This is a genomic window from Kocuria rosea (genome assembly GCF_006094695.1).
In the GTDB taxonomy this organism is placed as follows: domain Bacteria; phylum Actinomycetota; class Actinomycetes; order Actinomycetales; family Micrococcaceae; genus Kocuria; species Kocuria rosea.
This window is the reverse complement of the sequence record NZ_CP035103.1, coordinates 1,709,176-1,723,587: the sequence shown is the minus strand read 5'-3', so window position 1 is coordinate 1,723,587 and position 14,412 is coordinate 1,709,176. Positions and strand designations below refer to the sequence as shown.

The following is a 14,412-nucleotide window of genomic DNA, read 5'->3' as shown; positions in this document are numbered from 1 at the left end:
GTGGGACGGGTCCTCTCCTGCGGGGGGTGCGGTCGGTGCGGGGCGCGGGGCACGGTCACAGCCCCAGCAGCGTGCGGGCCTCGCCGACCACGGTGATCGAGCCAGTGACCAGCACGGCGCCGTCGAACTCCGGGCGGGCGGCGGCGTCCTGGACGGCCTCGGTCATCGCGTCGTCGAGCTGCGGGACGGCGTGGACCACGTCCTCCGGGAAGCCGAGGTCCACGGCGAGCTCCACGAGCTCCTGCGGGTCGACCGCCCGGGGCGAGGAGGACCGGGTGAACCAGAACTCGGTGTGGAACTCCTCGTACTCGTCGAGCAGGACCCGCAGCATCGCCTCGGCATCCTTCTCCCGGAGCATCCCCACCACGAGGTTGAGCTTCCCGAACGTGAAGGCCTCCTTGAGGGCGGCCGCCGCGGCCGTGAGCCCGTGCGGGTTGTGCGCGGCGTCGAGGACCACCGGGGGCGCCTTGCGGGCCAGCTCCAGGCGTCCCGGAGACTCGACGGCGCCCAGCCCGGTGCGGACCAGCTCGGGGTTGAGCTCCTTCTCCCCGCCGCCCAGGAAGGCCTCCACAGCGGCGAGGGCCAGGGCCGCGTTCTCCGCCTGGTGGGCGCCGAACAGCGGCAGCAGGACCTCGGGGTACCGCCCGGCCAGGCCCTGGAGCGTGAGCACCTGACCGCCCACGGCCGTGGCGCGGGCCTCCACGCCGAACTCCACGCCGCCGAAGCGGAACGGGACGCCGAGCTCCCGGGCCCGGGCTAGGAGCACCTCGGCGGCCTCCGGGTCCTGCGCGGCGGAGACGAGGAACCCGCCCGGCTTGAGGATCCCGGCCTTCTCGGCGGCGATCTCCCCGAGCGTGTCGCCGAGCAGGTCCGTGTGGTCGAGGTCGATCGGGGTCACCACGGACACCGCGGCGTCCGCCACGTTCGTGGCGTCCCAGGAGCCGCCGATGCCCACCTCGAGGACGACGACGTCGACCGGCGCGTCCGCGAAGACCGCGAACGCGAGCGCCGTGACGGTCTCGAAGTAGCTGAGCCGGGGCTCCCCCCGCTCGGCCAGCTCGGCGTCCACGAAGCCCAGGTACGGGGCGATCTCGCCGAAGACGCGCACGAAGGTCTCGTCGTCGACGGGCGCGCCGTCCACGCTGATCCGCTCGGTGACCCGGGAGAGGTGGGGGCTGGTGTAGCGGCCCACCCGCAGGTCGTGGGCGAGCAGCAGGGCCTCCACCATCCGGGCGGTCGAGGTCTTGCCGTTCGTGCCGGTCAGGTGGATCACCGGGGCGGCGCGCTGCGGCTCCCCCAGGACCTCCATGGTCCGGCGCATCGCGTCCAGGCGCGGGGCCATCCGGTTCTCGGGGGCGCGCTCGAGCAGCCGGGCGTAGACCTCCTCGACGGTCCCCGCCCCACCGGTCCCGGCGAAGGGGGCGCTCACGCCCGCACCGCCCCGGTGCCGGCGGAGGTGCCGGCGGAGGCCCCGGTCGGGGCGCCCAAGACGGACACGGCCACGGCCGGTTCGCCCACGCGCAGCTCGAGCTCGGCGGAGAGCGTCTCGCCGGCCACGAGCCCGCGGTTGGCCTCGAGGGCGGCGACCGTCCGCTCGTCGGCGGTGACGACGGTGCGGATCCGGTCGGAGACCTGGAGGGCGGCGTCCTTGCGGGCCTGCTGGATCGCCCGGACCATGTCCCGGGCGGTGCCCTCGGCCTCGAGCTCGGGGGTGAGCTCGGTGTCGAGGACGAGGAAGCCGCCGCCGGGCAGGACCGCCACGGCGCGGGACCCGGCCGCGGCGTCCTGCGCCACGACGGTCTCGAGCTCGTACTCGCCCTCCTGCAGCGCCGTTCCGCCGGCGGTGACGGTGCCGTCCTCGGCCGTGCTCCAGTCCCCGGACTTCGCGGCCTTGATCACGGCCTGCACGCCCTTGCCCAGGCGGGGTCCCGCGGCGCGGGCGTTGACCTTGAGCTGCTGGGAGATGCCGAACTGCTCCGCGGAGGCCTGGCCGGCGTCGAGCAGGGTCACCGACTTGAGGTTCAGCTCGTCCGCGACGATGCGCTCGAAGGTGCCCGCGAGCTCGTCTCCCCCGGGCACCACCACGGTCATCCCGGCCAGCGGCTGGCGCACGCGCAGCTGGTGGGCCTTGCGCAGGGCGGAGCCGTTGGAGCAGATCGTGCGGGTCGTCTCCATGCGCGCCACCAGGTCGGCCTCGGCGGGGAACAGCGAGGCGTCCGGCCAGTCGGTCAGGTGCACGGAGCGCCCGGCGGTCAGCCCGCGCCAGATCTCCTCCGCGACCAGGGGCAGCAGCGGGGCGGCCACCCGGCAGACGGTCTCCAGGCAGGTGTACAGCACGTCGAAGGCGACGGTGTCCTCGTTGAAGAACCGGTCCCGGGAGCGGCGCACGTACCAGTTGGTCAGGGTGTCCATGTAGGAGCGCAGGCGCTCCGCGGCCCCGGAGACGTCGTAGCGGTCGAAGGCGTCCTGGACGTCCGTCACGAGCCGGCCGGTGGCGGCCAGCACGAAGCGGTCCATCACGTGCTCCGAGTCGTGGCGGGTCCGGGCCTCGTAGCCGGCGCCGCCGTTCGCGGCGTTCGTGTAGAGGCCGAAGAAGTGGTAGACGTTCCACAGCGGCAGCATCATCTGGCGCACGCCGTCGCGGATGCTCTGCTCCGTGACCACCAGGTTCCCGCCGCGCAGGATGGGGCTGGACATCAGGAACCAGCGCATCGCGTCCGCGCCGTCCCGGTCCAGGACCTCGTTGACGTCCGGGTAGTTGCGCAGGGACTTCGACATCTTCTGCCCGTCCGAGCCCAGCACGATGCCGTGGCTGATGACGTTGCGGAACGCGGGCCGGTCGAACAGCGCGGTCGCCAGGATGTGCAGCGTGTAGAACCAGCCGCGGGTCTGGCCGATGTACTCCACGATGAAGTCGCCGGGGTTGTGGGTCTCGAACCACTCCCGGTTCTCCATGGGGTAGTGCACCTGGGCGTACGGCATCGACCCGGAGTCGAACCACACGTCCAGCACCTCGGGCACGCGGCGCATCGTGGCGGCGCCCGTCGGGTCGTCGGGGTTCGGGCGGGTCAGCTCGTCGATCCAGGGCCGGTGCAGGTCGACCTCGCCCCGGTCGTTGACGGGCAGCCGGCCGAAGTCGGCCTCCAGCTCGGCGAGGGAGCCGTAGACGTCGCGGCGCGGGTGCTCGGGGTCGTCGGACTCCCACACCGGGATGGGCGTGCCCCAGTACCGGTTGCGGGAGATCGACCAGTCGCGGGCGTTCTCCAGCCACTTGCCGAACTGGCCGTCCTTGACTTTCTCCGGGATCCAGGTGATCTGCTGGTTGAGCTCGACCATCCGCTCCTTGATCCGGGTGACCTCCACGAACCAGGAGGACACCGCGCGGTAGATGAGCGGGTTCCGGCAGCGCCAGCAGTGCGGGTACGGGTGCTCGTAGCTGGCCTCCCGGACCAGCCGGCCCTGGGCCCTGAGGTCCCGGACCACCGTGCGGGCCACGTCCTTGTCGAAGACGTTGCGCCCGGCGATCCCGGCCAGGGGCGCGCCGGGGGCGAGCCGCTCGTCCTCGAAGAGCCGGTAGAACACCCCGGACTCGTCGAGGGAGAGCACCACGGGGATGTCGTAGCGGGCGCAGACGTTCTGGTCGTCCTCGCCGTAGGCGGGCGCCTGGTGCACGAGCCCGGTGCCGTCGGTGGTGGTGACGTAGTCGGCCACGACGAACTGCCAGGACGTGCCCGTGCCGAAGCGCTCGGCGTCCGCGAAGTAGTCCCACAGCCGCTGGTAGCGCAGCCCCTCGAGGTCGGCCCCGCGGTGCCGGGCGGTCACGGCCGCGGCCGCGGCCGCCGCCGGGTCCTCGGCCTCGCCCCAGCCGAGGTCCTTCGCGTAGGCGCCCAGCAGCTCCTCGGCGACCAGGAAGCGCCGGCCCTCGAGCTCCCCGGCGCCGGGGACCACGGCGTAGACGATCTCGGGGCCCACGGCGATCGCCTGGTTGGTCGGCAGCGTCCAGGGCGTGGTGGTCCAGGCGAGGGCCTCCACCCCGGCGAGCTCGGCGGCCAGTTCGGGCCGGACCGCCCAGGAGGCGTCGTCGAGCACGGGGAAGGTGACGGTCACCGTCTGGTCCTGGCGGTCCTGGTAGACGTCGTCGTCCATCCGCAGCTCGTGGTTGGACAGCGGGGTCTCGTCCTTCCAGCAGTAAGGGAGGACGCGGTAGCCGGAGTAGACGAGGCCCTTGTCGTCGAGCGCCTTGAACGCGGCGATCACGGACTCCATGTAGTCCGGGTTGAGGGTCTTGTAGTCGTTGTCGAAGTCGACCCACCGGGCCTGGCGGGTGACGTAGTCCTGCCACTCGGAGGCGTACTTCATCACGGAGGACCGGCAGGCGTCGTTGAACGCCGCGACGCCCATCCGCTCGATCTCCTGCTTGTCCGCCATCCCGAGCTGCTTCATCGCCTCGAGCTCGGCGGGCAGGCCGTGGGTGTCCCAGCCGAAGCGGCGCTCCACCCGGCGTCCCCGCTGGGTCTGGTACCGGGCCACGAGGTCCTTGACGTAGCCCGTGAGGAGGTGCCCGTAGTGCGGCAGTCCGTTGGCGAAGGGCGGGCCGTCGTAGAAGACGAACTCGTTGGAGCCGTCCCGGCCGGGGTCGCGCTGGTCCACGCTGGCCTGGAACGTGCGGTCCTGCGCCCAGTAGGCGAGGACGCGCTCCTCCACGGCGGGGAACGCGGGCGCCGCGGGCACGCCCCGGGCCGCGGGGTCGGTGGTCGCCTTGGGGTAGACGGGCTGGTCTGACACGGGGTCCATCCTCGTTCTGACGTCGGTGCTGCTCGTGCGGGTCAGGGTGCAAGGACGCTGCCGGCCGGTCGCCCGGGGCGGAACGCGGTACCACCTCGCTTGCGCCCCGGTCCCCTGGGGGACGCGGGCCGCCGCTCGTCGACTGCTGTGACGGGCTTACCCGTTCGGTTCTACTGGGGCGTGCCCCGGGGCGGGGCGGGCCTGTTCTTCCGAAGACTCCCCGGTGATGGCCGGATCGACGCCGTGATGACTGCCCCCATCTTAACCCACCGGCGACTTCGCCGAGGTCGCGGGAGGGCTACCGGCCGCGGATCAGCTTGTGCGGGGCCGCCTGGGCGACCGGCTTGATGGTCACGGTGTCGAGGTCCACGTGGTGGGGCAGGTTCACCGCGAAGGCGCACACCTGGGCGACGTCCTCGGAGGTGAGGGGCTTGTCCACGCCCGCGTAGACCTTCTCCGCGGCCTCCTGGTCCCCGCCGAGACGGTTGAGGGAGAACTCCGGGGTGTGCACGAGGCCCGGGGCGATCTCGACGACACGCACGTTGTGCTCGGCCTCCTCGAGCCGCAGCGCCTCCGTCATGGCCCGCTCGGCGAACTTCGCGGCGTTGTAGCCGCCGCCGCCCTCGTAGGCCCGGTGCGCGGCGAGGGACGTGAGGTTCAGGACGGTGCCCTCGCCGTTGGCGCGCAGCGCCGGGAGGAAGGCGCGGGTCAGGCGCATCGTGCCGAGCACGTTGACCTGGTACATCCACTCCCAGTCCTCGGTGCTGGCCTCGGCCACGCGGTCCGTGCCGCGGGCGCCGCCGGAGATGTTGAGCAGCGCGTCCACGCGGCCCTGCTCCTCCAGCACCTGGTCCCGGAGGGCCTCGACGTCGGCGTCCGAGGTGATGTCGCACGGCGCGGGCACGGCCCCCGTCTCGCGGGCCAGGGCCTCGAGCCGTTCGGCGCGGCGGGCCACCGCGTAGACGGTCCAGCCGGACCGGCGCAGCTCGCGCGCGGTGGCCTCCCCGATGCCGGTCGACGCGCCGGTGACGACGGCGACCCTGCCGGTGTGCGTGGTGGAGCTCTGCTGATCGGTCATGGGTCCCACGCTAGCCGGGCGCCGGGCGCCGCCCAAGCACCGGGGCGTCGGGGCGCGCGCCGGGGCTCGTGAGAGACTGGTCGGCATGGCTGACAACACGCAGGGCACAGACACGCCCGGGACCGCACCGGAGACCACGCCCGAGACCACGCCCGTGACCGTTCCCGACAAGCCCGCCCTGGAGGGCCTCGAGCAGAAGTACGCGCGCAGGTGGCGCGAGGAGGGCACCTTCGCCTTCGACGAGGACACCACGCGCGAGCAGGTCTACTCGATCGACACTCCCCCGCCGACCGCCTCGGGCTCCCTGCACGTCGGCCACATGTTCTCCTACACGCAGACGGACGTGATCGCCCGCTTCCAGCGGATGAGCGGCAAGAACGTCTTCTACCCGCTGGGCTGGGACGACAACGGCCTGCCCACCGAGCGCCGCGTGCAGAACTACTACGGCGTGCGCTGCGACCCCACGAGGCCCTACGTCGAGGGCTACCGCCCGCCGGAGAAGCCCGCGAAGAACCAGCGCGACTGGGACGTGGTCTCCCGCAAGAACTTCATCGAGCTCTGCGAGGAGCTGGCCGTCGAGGACGAGAAGGTCTTCGAGCAGCTGTTCTCCACCCTGGGCCTGTCCGTGGACTGGACCCGCACCTACCGCACCATCGACGCCCGCTCCCGGGCCGTCTCCCAGCGCGCCTTCCTCCAGGACCTCGCGGCCGGCAACGCCTACATGGCCGAGGCCCCCACCCTGTGGGACGTCACCTTCCGCACCGCCGTGGCCCAGGCCGAGCTCGAGGACCGGGAGCGGGAGGGCACCTACCACCGGGTCGCCTTCCACCGTCCCGACGGCGAGCCGGTGCACATCGAGACCACCCGCCCCGAGCTGCTGCCCGCGTGCGTGGCCCTCGTGGCCCACCCGGACGACGAGCGCTACCAGCCGCTGTTCGGCACCACGGTGCGCTCCCCCCTGTTCGACGTCGAGGTCGAGGTGCGGGCGCACCCGCTGGCCAAGCCGGACAAGGGCTCCGGGATCGCCATGATCTGCACCTTCGGCGACCTCACCGACGTGACGTGGTGGCGGGAGCTGGACCTCCCGACCCGGGCGCTGATCGGCCGTGACGGCCGCTTCGCGAGCGAGACCCCGGAGTGGATCGCCGCCGGCGCCCCGGCCGAGCGCTACGCCGAGGTGGCGGGCAGGACCGTGTTCTCGGCGCAGCAGGCCGTCGTGGAGATGCTCCGGGAGTCCGGGGACCTGGTGGGCGAGCCCCGGAAGGTCATGCACCCGGTGAACTTCTACGAGAAGGGCGACAAGCCGCTCGAGGTCGTCACCTCCCGCCAGTGGTACATCCGCAACGGCGGCCGCGACGCCGACCGGCGCGAGGCGCTCATCGGGCGCGGGCGCGAGATGGACTGGCACCCCGCGTTCATGCGGTCCCGGTACGAGAACTGGATCGAGGGCCTGCACGGCGACTGGCTGATCTCCCGCCAGCGCTTCTTCGGGGTGCCCTTCCCGGTCTGGTACCGGCTCGACGGCGACGGCAACCCGGACTACGACGACCCCGTCCTGCCCGCCCTCGACCAGCTGCCCGTGGACCCGGCCGCCGACCCGGCCCCCGGCTTCGACGAGACCCAGCGGGACCAGCCGCACGGCTTCACCGGCGACCCGGACGTGCTCGACACCTGGGCGACGTCCTCGCTGTCCCCCCAGATCGCCACCGGCTGGGCGTTCGACGAGCGGCTGCACGCCAACACCTTCCCGATGGACCTCCGGCCCCAGGGCCACGACATCATCCGCACCTGGCTGTTCTCCACGGTGGTGCGCTCCGAGTCGCTGGCCGGCACGGTGCCCTGGACCAACACCGCGCTCTCCGGGTGGATCCTCGACCCGGACCGCAAGAAGATGTCCAAGTCCAAGGGCAACGTGGTGGTCCCCACCGAGGTGCTCGAGAACTACGGGGCCGACGCGGTGCGCTACTGGGCCGCCTCCGCCCGCCTGGGCGCGGACACCGCCTACGACGAGGGGCAGATGAAGATCGGCCGCCGGCTGGCCATCAAGCTGCTCAACGCCTCGAAGTTCGTCCTCGCCCAGGGCGTCACCGAGGCCTCCGTGCTCGGCGCCGGGGCGTCCGCGGACGTCGTGACCGACGCGGTGGACCGTGCGCTGCTCGCCCAGCTGGCCACGGTCGTGGAGCGCGCCGGCCAGGCGTTCCGGGACTACGAGTACGCCCGGGCCCTGCAGCTCACCGAGCAGTTCTTCTGGACCTTCACCGACGACTACGTCGAGCTCGTGAAGGACCGGGCCTACGGGGCCCGCGGGGCGGCCGCGCAGGCGTCCGTGCACGCCGCGCTCGCCACGACCCTCGACGCGCTGCTGCGCCTGTTCGCCCCCGTCCTGCCGTTCGCCACGGACGAGGTCTGGTCCTGGTGGCGCACCGGCTCCGTGCACCGGGCCTCGTGGCCGGGCGTCGAGGGCTTCGCGGACGCCGTGACCGGCGCCGACCCGGAGGTGCTCACGACCGTGGGCGAGGCCCTCTCGGGGCTGCGCAAGGCCAAGTCCGAGGCCAAGGTCAAGCAGCGCACCGAGGTGCGCTCGGCGACCATCACGGCCGCCTCCGAGGACGTCGCCCGCCTCGAGGCGGGCCTGGGCGACCTCAAGGCCGCGGGCAACGCCGCCGAGCTCGTGCTCGTCGCCGGGCCCGAGGGCCTCGCCGTGCGCGACGTCGAGCTGGTCCCCGCGGAGGAGCCGGCCCGGTAGCGCCGTCCCCGGTGCGCAGCACGAGGGCCCGGCCGCCGCGGCTGCCGGGCCCTCGTGCTGTCCGGGACCCGGGTCGGTCCGGGTCGCTGCTCAGTCGAAGATCGGGCCCTCGTCACGACCGCGCTTGAGCTCGTAGAACCCGTGGTGGGAGACCAGGGCCAGGCAGCCGTCCCAGACCCGGGCGGCGTCCTCGCCCCGGGGCGCCGGCGTGAAGACCGGGCCGAAGAAGCCCACGCCGTTGACGGAGATGCAGGGCGTGCCGATGTCCTCGCCGGCGACCGCCTGGGCGGCCTCCGTGGAGGCCCGCAGCGCGTCGTCGAACTCGGTGGCGTGCCGGGCCGCGGCGAGCTCCGCGGGCAGGCCGACCTCCTCGAGGGACTCGGTGATGATCCGCTCCAGGTCCTCGATCCCCCCGGGGTGGCGCCGCGTGCCCATGGCGTCGTAGAGCCTCTTGTTGTACTCGTCACCGTGGGCACGGGCCGCGGCCTCGACCACGCGCACGAGCCACATCGACTCCTCGTGGCCGTGGTGGTGGCTGCCGGGGTTCTCCTCGTTGAGGATGCCCAGCGAGATGATCCGCCAGTGCACCTCGACGTCGCGCAGCCGCTCGACCTCCTCCATCCACCGCGAGGTCATCCAGGCCCAGGGGCACAGGGGGTCGAACCAGAACTCCACCTTGTCCGTCATCAGCTTCCTCTCGTGCGGGCGTCCGCCGGGAGTGGCGAACGCGTCACCGGGTAGAAGCCACGGCTCAGGCTGTTTTGTTCCGGTTCTGCTCCTCGCGGATCATTTCGTGGGTGATGATCTCCGGCTCGGCCTGCTTGGCGACGGCCTCGGCGGTGACCAGCACGGCGGCGATGTCCTCCCGGCTGGGGAGCTCGAACATGACGGGCTGGAGCACGTCCTCGAGGATGGCGCGCAGCCCGCGGGCGCCCGTGCCCCGCTGGATCGCGAGCTCGGCGACGGCGGTCAGCGCCTCGGGGTCGAACGTCAGCTCGACGCCGTCCAGCTGGAACATCTTCTTGTACTGCTTCACGAGCGCGTTGCGCGGCTCGGTGAGGATGCGGGTGAGGTCGGCCACCGACAGCTCGCGCAGCGTGGTCACCACGGGCAGACGGCCGATCAGCTCGGGGATCAGGCCGAACTTCAGCAGGTCCTCCGGCATGACGTCGGCCATCACCTCGTGGCGCGGCCCGCTCTGCTTGAGCTCCGCGCCGAAGCCGATGCTCGTCCGGCCCGCCCGGGAGTCCACGATGTCCTCGAGCCCGGCGAAGGCGCCGGCCACGACGAACAGCACGTTGGTGGTGTCGATCTGGATGAACTCCTGCTGCGGGTGCTTGCGCCCGCCCTGCGGGGGCACCGAGGCCACGGTGCCCTCGAGGATCTTCAGCAGCGCCTGCTGCACGCCCTCGCCGGAGACGTCGCGGGTGATCGAGGGGTTCTCGGACTTGCGGGAGATCTTGTCGATCTCGTCGATGTAGATGATCCCCGTCTCGGCCCGCTTGACGTCGTAGTCCGCCGCCTGGATGAGCTTGAGCAGGATGTTCTCGACGTCCTCGCCGACGTAGCCGGCCTCCGTGAGGGACGTGGCGTCCGCCACCGCGAAGGGCACGTCGAGCTTGCGGGCCAGGGACTGGGCCAGGTACGTCTTGCCGGAGCCGGTGGGGCCGACCAGCAGGATGTTGGACTTGGCGATCTCGACGTCCTCGTCACCGGCCGCCGTGGCCAGGGACAGGGGCTTGCCGTTCTCGCCGGCCCGGACCCGCTTGTAGTGGTTGTACACGGCCACGGCCAGCGCCCGCTTGGCGGTCTCCTGGCCGATCACGTACTGGTGGAGGTGCTGGTAGATCTCGTGGGGCGTGGGGAGCTCCTGCTGCTCGAGGTCCTTGACCTCGCTCAGCTCCTCCTCGATGATCTCGTTGCACAGCTCGATGCACTCGTCGCAGATGTAGACGCGCGGGCCCGCGATGAGCTTGCGGACCTGCTTCTGGCTCTTGCCGCAGAAGGAGCACTTGAGCAGATCCGCGGTCTCGCCGATGCGCGCCATGAAACAGTCCTCTGGTCGGGGTACGGGAATCCTCGTCCAGGATAGGCGAGGACCGGGTCCCGCCCCAACACCAGGGCGCCCCGGTGCGCCGCGACCGGTCGGGTCGCGGCGCACCGGGGCGCTGCGGGTGGGCTGCGGCGGGTCGCCCGGGTCAGGAGGTGACGGTCGCGGGCTTGTGGATCTTCCGGGACTCCAGGACGTGGTCCACGATCCCGTACTCCTTGGCGGCGGACGCGGTGAGGATCTTGTCGCGCTCGATGTCCCGGTTGACCTCCTCGGCGGTCTTGCCGGAGTGCAGGGCCAGGGTCTCCTCCAGCCACTCGCGCATGCGCATGATCTCGTTGGCCTGGATCTCGATGTCCGAGGCCTGGCCCCCGCCCTGACCGGACATGGCCGGCTGGTGGATGAGCACGCGGGCGTTCGGCAGGGCCAGGCGCTTGCCGGGGGTGCCGCCGGCGAGCAGGACGGCCGCCGCGGACGCGGCCTGTCCGAGGCACACCGTCTGGACCTCGGGGCGGATGAACTGCATGGTGTCGTAGATCGCGGTCATCGCGGTGAACGACCCGCCCGGGGAGTTGATGTACATCGTGATGTCCCGGTCGGCGTCCTGCGCCTCGAGCACGAGCAGCTGCGCCATGACGTCGTCGGCCGAGGCGTCGTCGACCTGGACGCCCAGGAAGATGATCCGGTCCTCGAACAGCTTGGTGTAGGGGTTCTGCCGGCGGTACCCGTAGGGGGTGCGCTCCTCGAAGTCGGGGAGCACGTAGCGGCTGGTGGGCAGGGCGGCCGCGGAACCGGCCGTGGACGAAGGTCCGTGGGTGAAGGTCATGGTTGAGTTCCTCGGAGGTCTGGAAGAGCGTGCCTGATGACGTGGTGGGACCGCCGAGGTCCTACTCCTGGTCCTTCATGGTCCCGCCGCCGCCGGTCATGGAGCCGGCCGAGCTGGCGATGTGGTCGAAGAAGCCGTACTCGAGGCCGCGCTGGGCGTCGAACCAGTTGTCGCGGTCGTTGTCCCGGAGGATCGTCTCCAGGGACTGCCCGGTCTGCTCGGCGGTGAGCTCCGCGAGGCGCTGCTTCATCGACAGGATCAGCTCGGCCTGCACCCGGATGTCCGAGGCGGTGCCGCCCATGCCGCCGGAGGGCTGGTGCATGAGGATCCGGGCGTTCGGGGTGGAGTAGCGCTTGCCCTTGGTGCCCGAGGACAGCAGGAACTGGCCCATCGACGCGGCCAGGCCGGTGGCCACGGTCACCACGTCGTTCGGGATGAGCTGCATGGTGTCGTAGATCGCCATGCCCGCGGTGACGGAGCCGCCCGGGGAGTTGATGTACAGGAAGATGTCCGCCTGGGGGTCCTCGGCCGAGAGCAGCAGCATCTGCGAGCAGATGAGGTTCGCGTTGTCGTCGCGCACCTCGGAGCCCAGCCAGATGATGCGCTCCTTGAGCAGCCGGTTGTAGACGTAGTCGTCCTGGCCGCCCATGGGGCCGCCGCCCTGCAGGCGCGGTCCGGTGGAGGTTGCGTGGGTCGAGCCGAACGGCGACTCGTGAGCGGAGGTCATGTAACAGTGCCTCTTTCGTCCGTGTGGTCCGGTGATCTCTGAACAGAACACTAGTGCCCGCCCCGGGTCCCGGCCGGTCCCCGTCCGGGTTGTTCGCTGATGGCGCATGGTCGCGGGCGCGCCCGCCGCACACGACGACGCCGCCGTCCCGGGCGGGACGGCGGCGTCGTCGGGAGCGGTGTCAGGACGTCACTTGGCGGAGTCCGGGGAGTCGGCCGAGTCGGCCGACTCCGGGGAGTCGGCCGACTCCGCGGACTCGGGCGAGTCGGCGGACTCCTCCTCGGTGCCGGGGGTCGGGGCCGCGGTGGTCTCCTCGGGCTCGACCTCCTCGGCGGGCTCCCCCGCCTGCTCCTCGCCCTGCGGGCGCACGAACTCGGAGAGGTCCACCGTGTTGCCCTGGGTGTCGGTGACCGTCGCGTACTCCAGGACCTTGGCCAGGGCCTTGCGGCGGCGGACCTCGCCCACCATCAGGCCGGCCTGGCCCGAGGAGTCGAGCAGCTGGGCGAACTGGTTCGGGTCCATGCCGTACTGCTGGGACATGTTGATGATGTAGTCGATCAGCTCGGACTGCTCGACGCCGATCTCCTCGGCCTCGGCGACCGCGTCCAGCACGATCTCGTTGCGGAACGCGTCCTCGGCGTTCTTCTGCACCTCGGCCCGGTGGTCCGCGGTGTCGTGGTCCGCCTCGGCCTGCGGGTTGTCGAAGTGCTGGGCGATCTGCTCGTCGATCACGGCCTGCGGCACGGGGATCTCCACGAGGGCCAGCAGCTTCTCCAGGACCTTGTCGCGGGCCTCGACGCCCTGCTCCACCACGGTGCCCTCGGCGGCCTGCTTCTTCAGGTCCTCCTTGAGCTCCTCGATGGTGTCGAACTCGGAGGCCAGCTGGGCGAACTCGTCGTCGGCCTCGGGCAGCTCGCGCTCCTTGACGGCGGTGACCTTGACCTTGACCACGGCGTCCTCGCCGCTGTGCTCGCCGCCGGCGAGCTTGGTCTCGAAGGTGGCGTCCTCGTCGGCGGACAGACCGGTGATGGCCTCGTCCATGCCCTCGAGCATCGTGCCGGCGCCCACCTGGTAGGACAGGTCGTTGGCGGCGTCGACCTCCTCGCCGTCGACCAGGGCCTGCAGGTCGAGGGTGACGAAGTCGCCCTCGGCGGCGGGACGGTCCACGGTCTTGAGGGTGCCGAAGCGCCCGCGCAGCTCGTCGAGGGCCTTCTGCTCGTCCTCGGCGGAGGCCTCGCGGGCCTCCACCTCGACCTCCAGGCCCTTGTAGTCGGGCAGCTCGATCTCGGGGCGCACGGCCACGTCGATCTCGACCTTGACGTCGGCCTCGCGGTCCGTCTCGTCCGGCTTGGCGAGGACCTCGACCTGGGGCTGGGTCAGCGGGGTGATCTCGTTCTCCGCCAGCGCCTGCTGGAAGAAGGTGTTCAGGCCCTCGTTGAGCGCGTTCTCGACGACGAAGTCGAAGCCCACGCGCTGCTCGATCAGCCGCGCCGGAACCTTGCCGCGGCGGAAGCCGGGGACCTGGATCTGGTTGGCGAGCGAGGTGTAGGTCTGGTCGATGAACGGCTTCAGTTCCGCGAACGGGACGTCCACCACGATCTTGACCTGGGTGGGGTTGAGTTTCTCGACGGCGCTCTTCACTTCCGCTGCACTCCTGAGTGGTAGGTCGGTTGGGTCTTCCGGTGCCGCTCTCCGGCCCGGGACAGTCGGGAAGGCGGCTGCCCGGCAGGACCGGGCAGCCGCTCCAACGTCGGGGCGACAGGACTCGAACCTGCGATCTCCTGCTCCCAAAGCAGGCGCGCTAGCCACTACGCTACGCCCCGGTACCTGCAGCCTCGGCTGCAACGACTGCGGTCCGGTGCACGAGCACGGACCACCGGCGAGTCTACCGGCTGGGCGGACGGGGCCGCACCTCGGCCCGCCGGACCCCGCTCCGCACGGCCCGCCGGCGTTCTGCCGGCCGCGCTCCGCGGGTGCGACGAGGCCCCGGGATTTGACACCGCGCGCGCCGGGCCGGTTAATGGGAAGGCCTCGACAGAGCGCTGCGCGGGGATGTAGCTCAATGGTAGAGCCTCAGTCTTCCAAACTGATTACGCGGGTTCGATTCCCGTCATCCCCTCTCCGTGCACGAACGCCCCGGTTCCGCTGGACCGGGGCGTTCGTCGTTCTGCCGGCACCTCGGCCCGGCTCCCGGCGCGTC

9 protein-coding genes and 2 tRNA genes are annotated in these 14,412 nt (G+C 71.6%); 2 read left to right on the top strand and 9 right to left on the bottom strand.

Features of this window, described 5'->3' with window-relative positions; all coding sequences use genetic code 11:
• Positions 1–55 precede the first annotated feature (55 nt).
• From EQG70_RS07985 to EQG70_RS07975, 3 genes are all read right to left on the bottom strand, one after another.
• Positions 56–1,429 (bottom strand): bifunctional folylpolyglutamate synthase/dihydrofolate synthase, encoded by a 1,374-nt coding sequence (locus EQG70_RS07985; protein ID WP_109267980.1) that lies wholly within the window; start codon positions 1,427–1,429, stop codon positions 56–58.
• Complete coding sequence (gene ileS / locus EQG70_RS07980; protein ID WP_167508869.1) at positions 1,426–4,794, bottom strand: isoleucine--tRNA ligase; 3,369 nt, start codon at positions 4,792–4,794, stop codon at positions 1,426–1,428. Before ileS ends, EQG70_RS07985 begins: the two co-directional genes overlap by 4 nt.
• A gap of 289 nt (positions 4,795–5,083) precedes the next feature.
• Positions 5,084–5,863, bottom strand: a complete 780-nt coding sequence (locus EQG70_RS07975; protein ID WP_017834589.1) for an SDR family oxidoreductase — start codon at positions 5,861–5,863, stop codon at positions 5,084–5,086.
• An 85-nt stretch (positions 5,864–5,948) separates the two neighbouring features.
• Between EQG70_RS07975 and valS the strand changes: the two genes are divergently transcribed.
• On the top strand, positions 5,949–8,609 hold the full coding sequence (gene valS / locus EQG70_RS07970) for a valine--tRNA ligase (RefSeq protein WP_109267981.1): 2,661 nt from the start codon (positions 5,949–5,951) through the stop codon (positions 8,607–8,609).
• Between the two features lie 90 nt (positions 8,610–8,699).
• Here the strand turns inward: valS and EQG70_RS07965 are convergent, their stop codons facing one another.
• The 6 genes from EQG70_RS07965 to EQG70_RS07940 all read right to left on the bottom strand — a co-directional run bounded on the left by EQG70_RS07965 (position 8,700) and on the right by EQG70_RS07940 (position 14,035).
• Positions 8,700–9,296 (bottom strand): mycothiol-dependent nitroreductase Rv2466c family protein, encoded by a 597-nt coding sequence (locus EQG70_RS07965; RefSeq protein WP_109267982.1) that lies wholly within the window; start codon positions 9,294–9,296, stop codon positions 8,700–8,702.
• Between the two features lie 64 nt (positions 9,297–9,360).
• Entirely contained in the window at positions 9,361–10,656 is a 1,296-nt protein-coding gene (clpX, locus tag EQG70_RS07960) for an ATP-dependent Clp protease ATP-binding subunit ClpX (protein WP_017834586.1), read from the bottom strand.
• A gap of 151 nt (positions 10,657–10,807) precedes the next feature.
• On the bottom strand, positions 10,808–11,485 hold the full coding sequence (locus tag EQG70_RS07955; RefSeq protein ID WP_017834585.1) for an ATP-dependent Clp protease proteolytic subunit: 678 nt from the start codon (positions 11,483–11,485) through the stop codon (positions 10,808–10,810).
• A gap of 61 nt (positions 11,486–11,546) precedes the next feature.
• On the bottom strand, positions 11,547–12,212 hold the full coding sequence (locus EQG70_RS07950) for an ATP-dependent Clp protease proteolytic subunit (protein WP_017834584.1): 666 nt from the start codon (positions 12,210–12,212) through the stop codon (positions 11,547–11,549).
• Between the two features lie 189 nt (positions 12,213–12,401).
• On the bottom strand, positions 12,402–13,853 hold the full coding sequence (tig, locus tag EQG70_RS07945) for a trigger factor (RefSeq protein ID WP_167508868.1): 1,452 nt from the start codon (positions 13,851–13,853) through the stop codon (positions 12,402–12,404).
• A 109-nt stretch (positions 13,854–13,962) separates the two neighbouring features.
• Positions 13,963–14,035: transfer RNA gene (locus tag EQG70_RS07940), tRNA-Pro, on the bottom strand.
• Between the two features lie 225 nt (positions 14,036–14,260).
• On the opposite strand from EQG70_RS07940, the gene EQG70_RS07935 reads away from it, so the two are divergent.
• Positions 14,261–14,331 (top strand) — tRNA-Gly (locus tag EQG70_RS07935).
• Positions 14,332–14,412 lie beyond the last annotated feature (81 nt).

Excerpts from the sequence above, each read along its gene's own strand:
- ileS (WP_167508869.1), bottom strand. The coding sequence starts at position 4,794 with ATGGACCCCGTGTCAGACCAGCCCGTCTACCCCAAGGCGACCACCGAC.
- EQG70_RS07975 (WP_017834589.1), bottom strand. The coding sequence starts at position 5,863 with ATGACCGATCAGCAGAGCTCCACCACGCACACCGGCAGGGTCGCCGTC.
- valS (WP_109267981.1), top strand. The coding sequence starts at position 5,949 with ATGGCTGACAACACGCAGGGCACAGACACGCCCGGGACCGCACCGGAG.
- EQG70_RS07965 (WP_109267982.1), bottom strand. The coding sequence starts at position 9,296 with ATGACGGACAAGGTGGAGTTCTGGTTCGACCCCCTGTGCCCCTGGGCC.
- clpX (WP_017834586.1), bottom strand. The coding sequence starts at position 10,656 with ATGGCGCGCATCGGCGAGACCGCGGATCTGCTCAAGTGCTCCTTCTGC.
- EQG70_RS07955 (WP_017834585.1), bottom strand. The coding sequence starts at position 11,485 with ATGACCTTCACCCACGGACCTTCGTCCACGGCCGGTTCCGCGGCCGCC.
- EQG70_RS07950 (WP_017834584.1), bottom strand. The coding sequence starts at position 12,212 with ATGACCTCCGCTCACGAGTCGCCGTTCGGCTCGACCCACGCAACCTCC.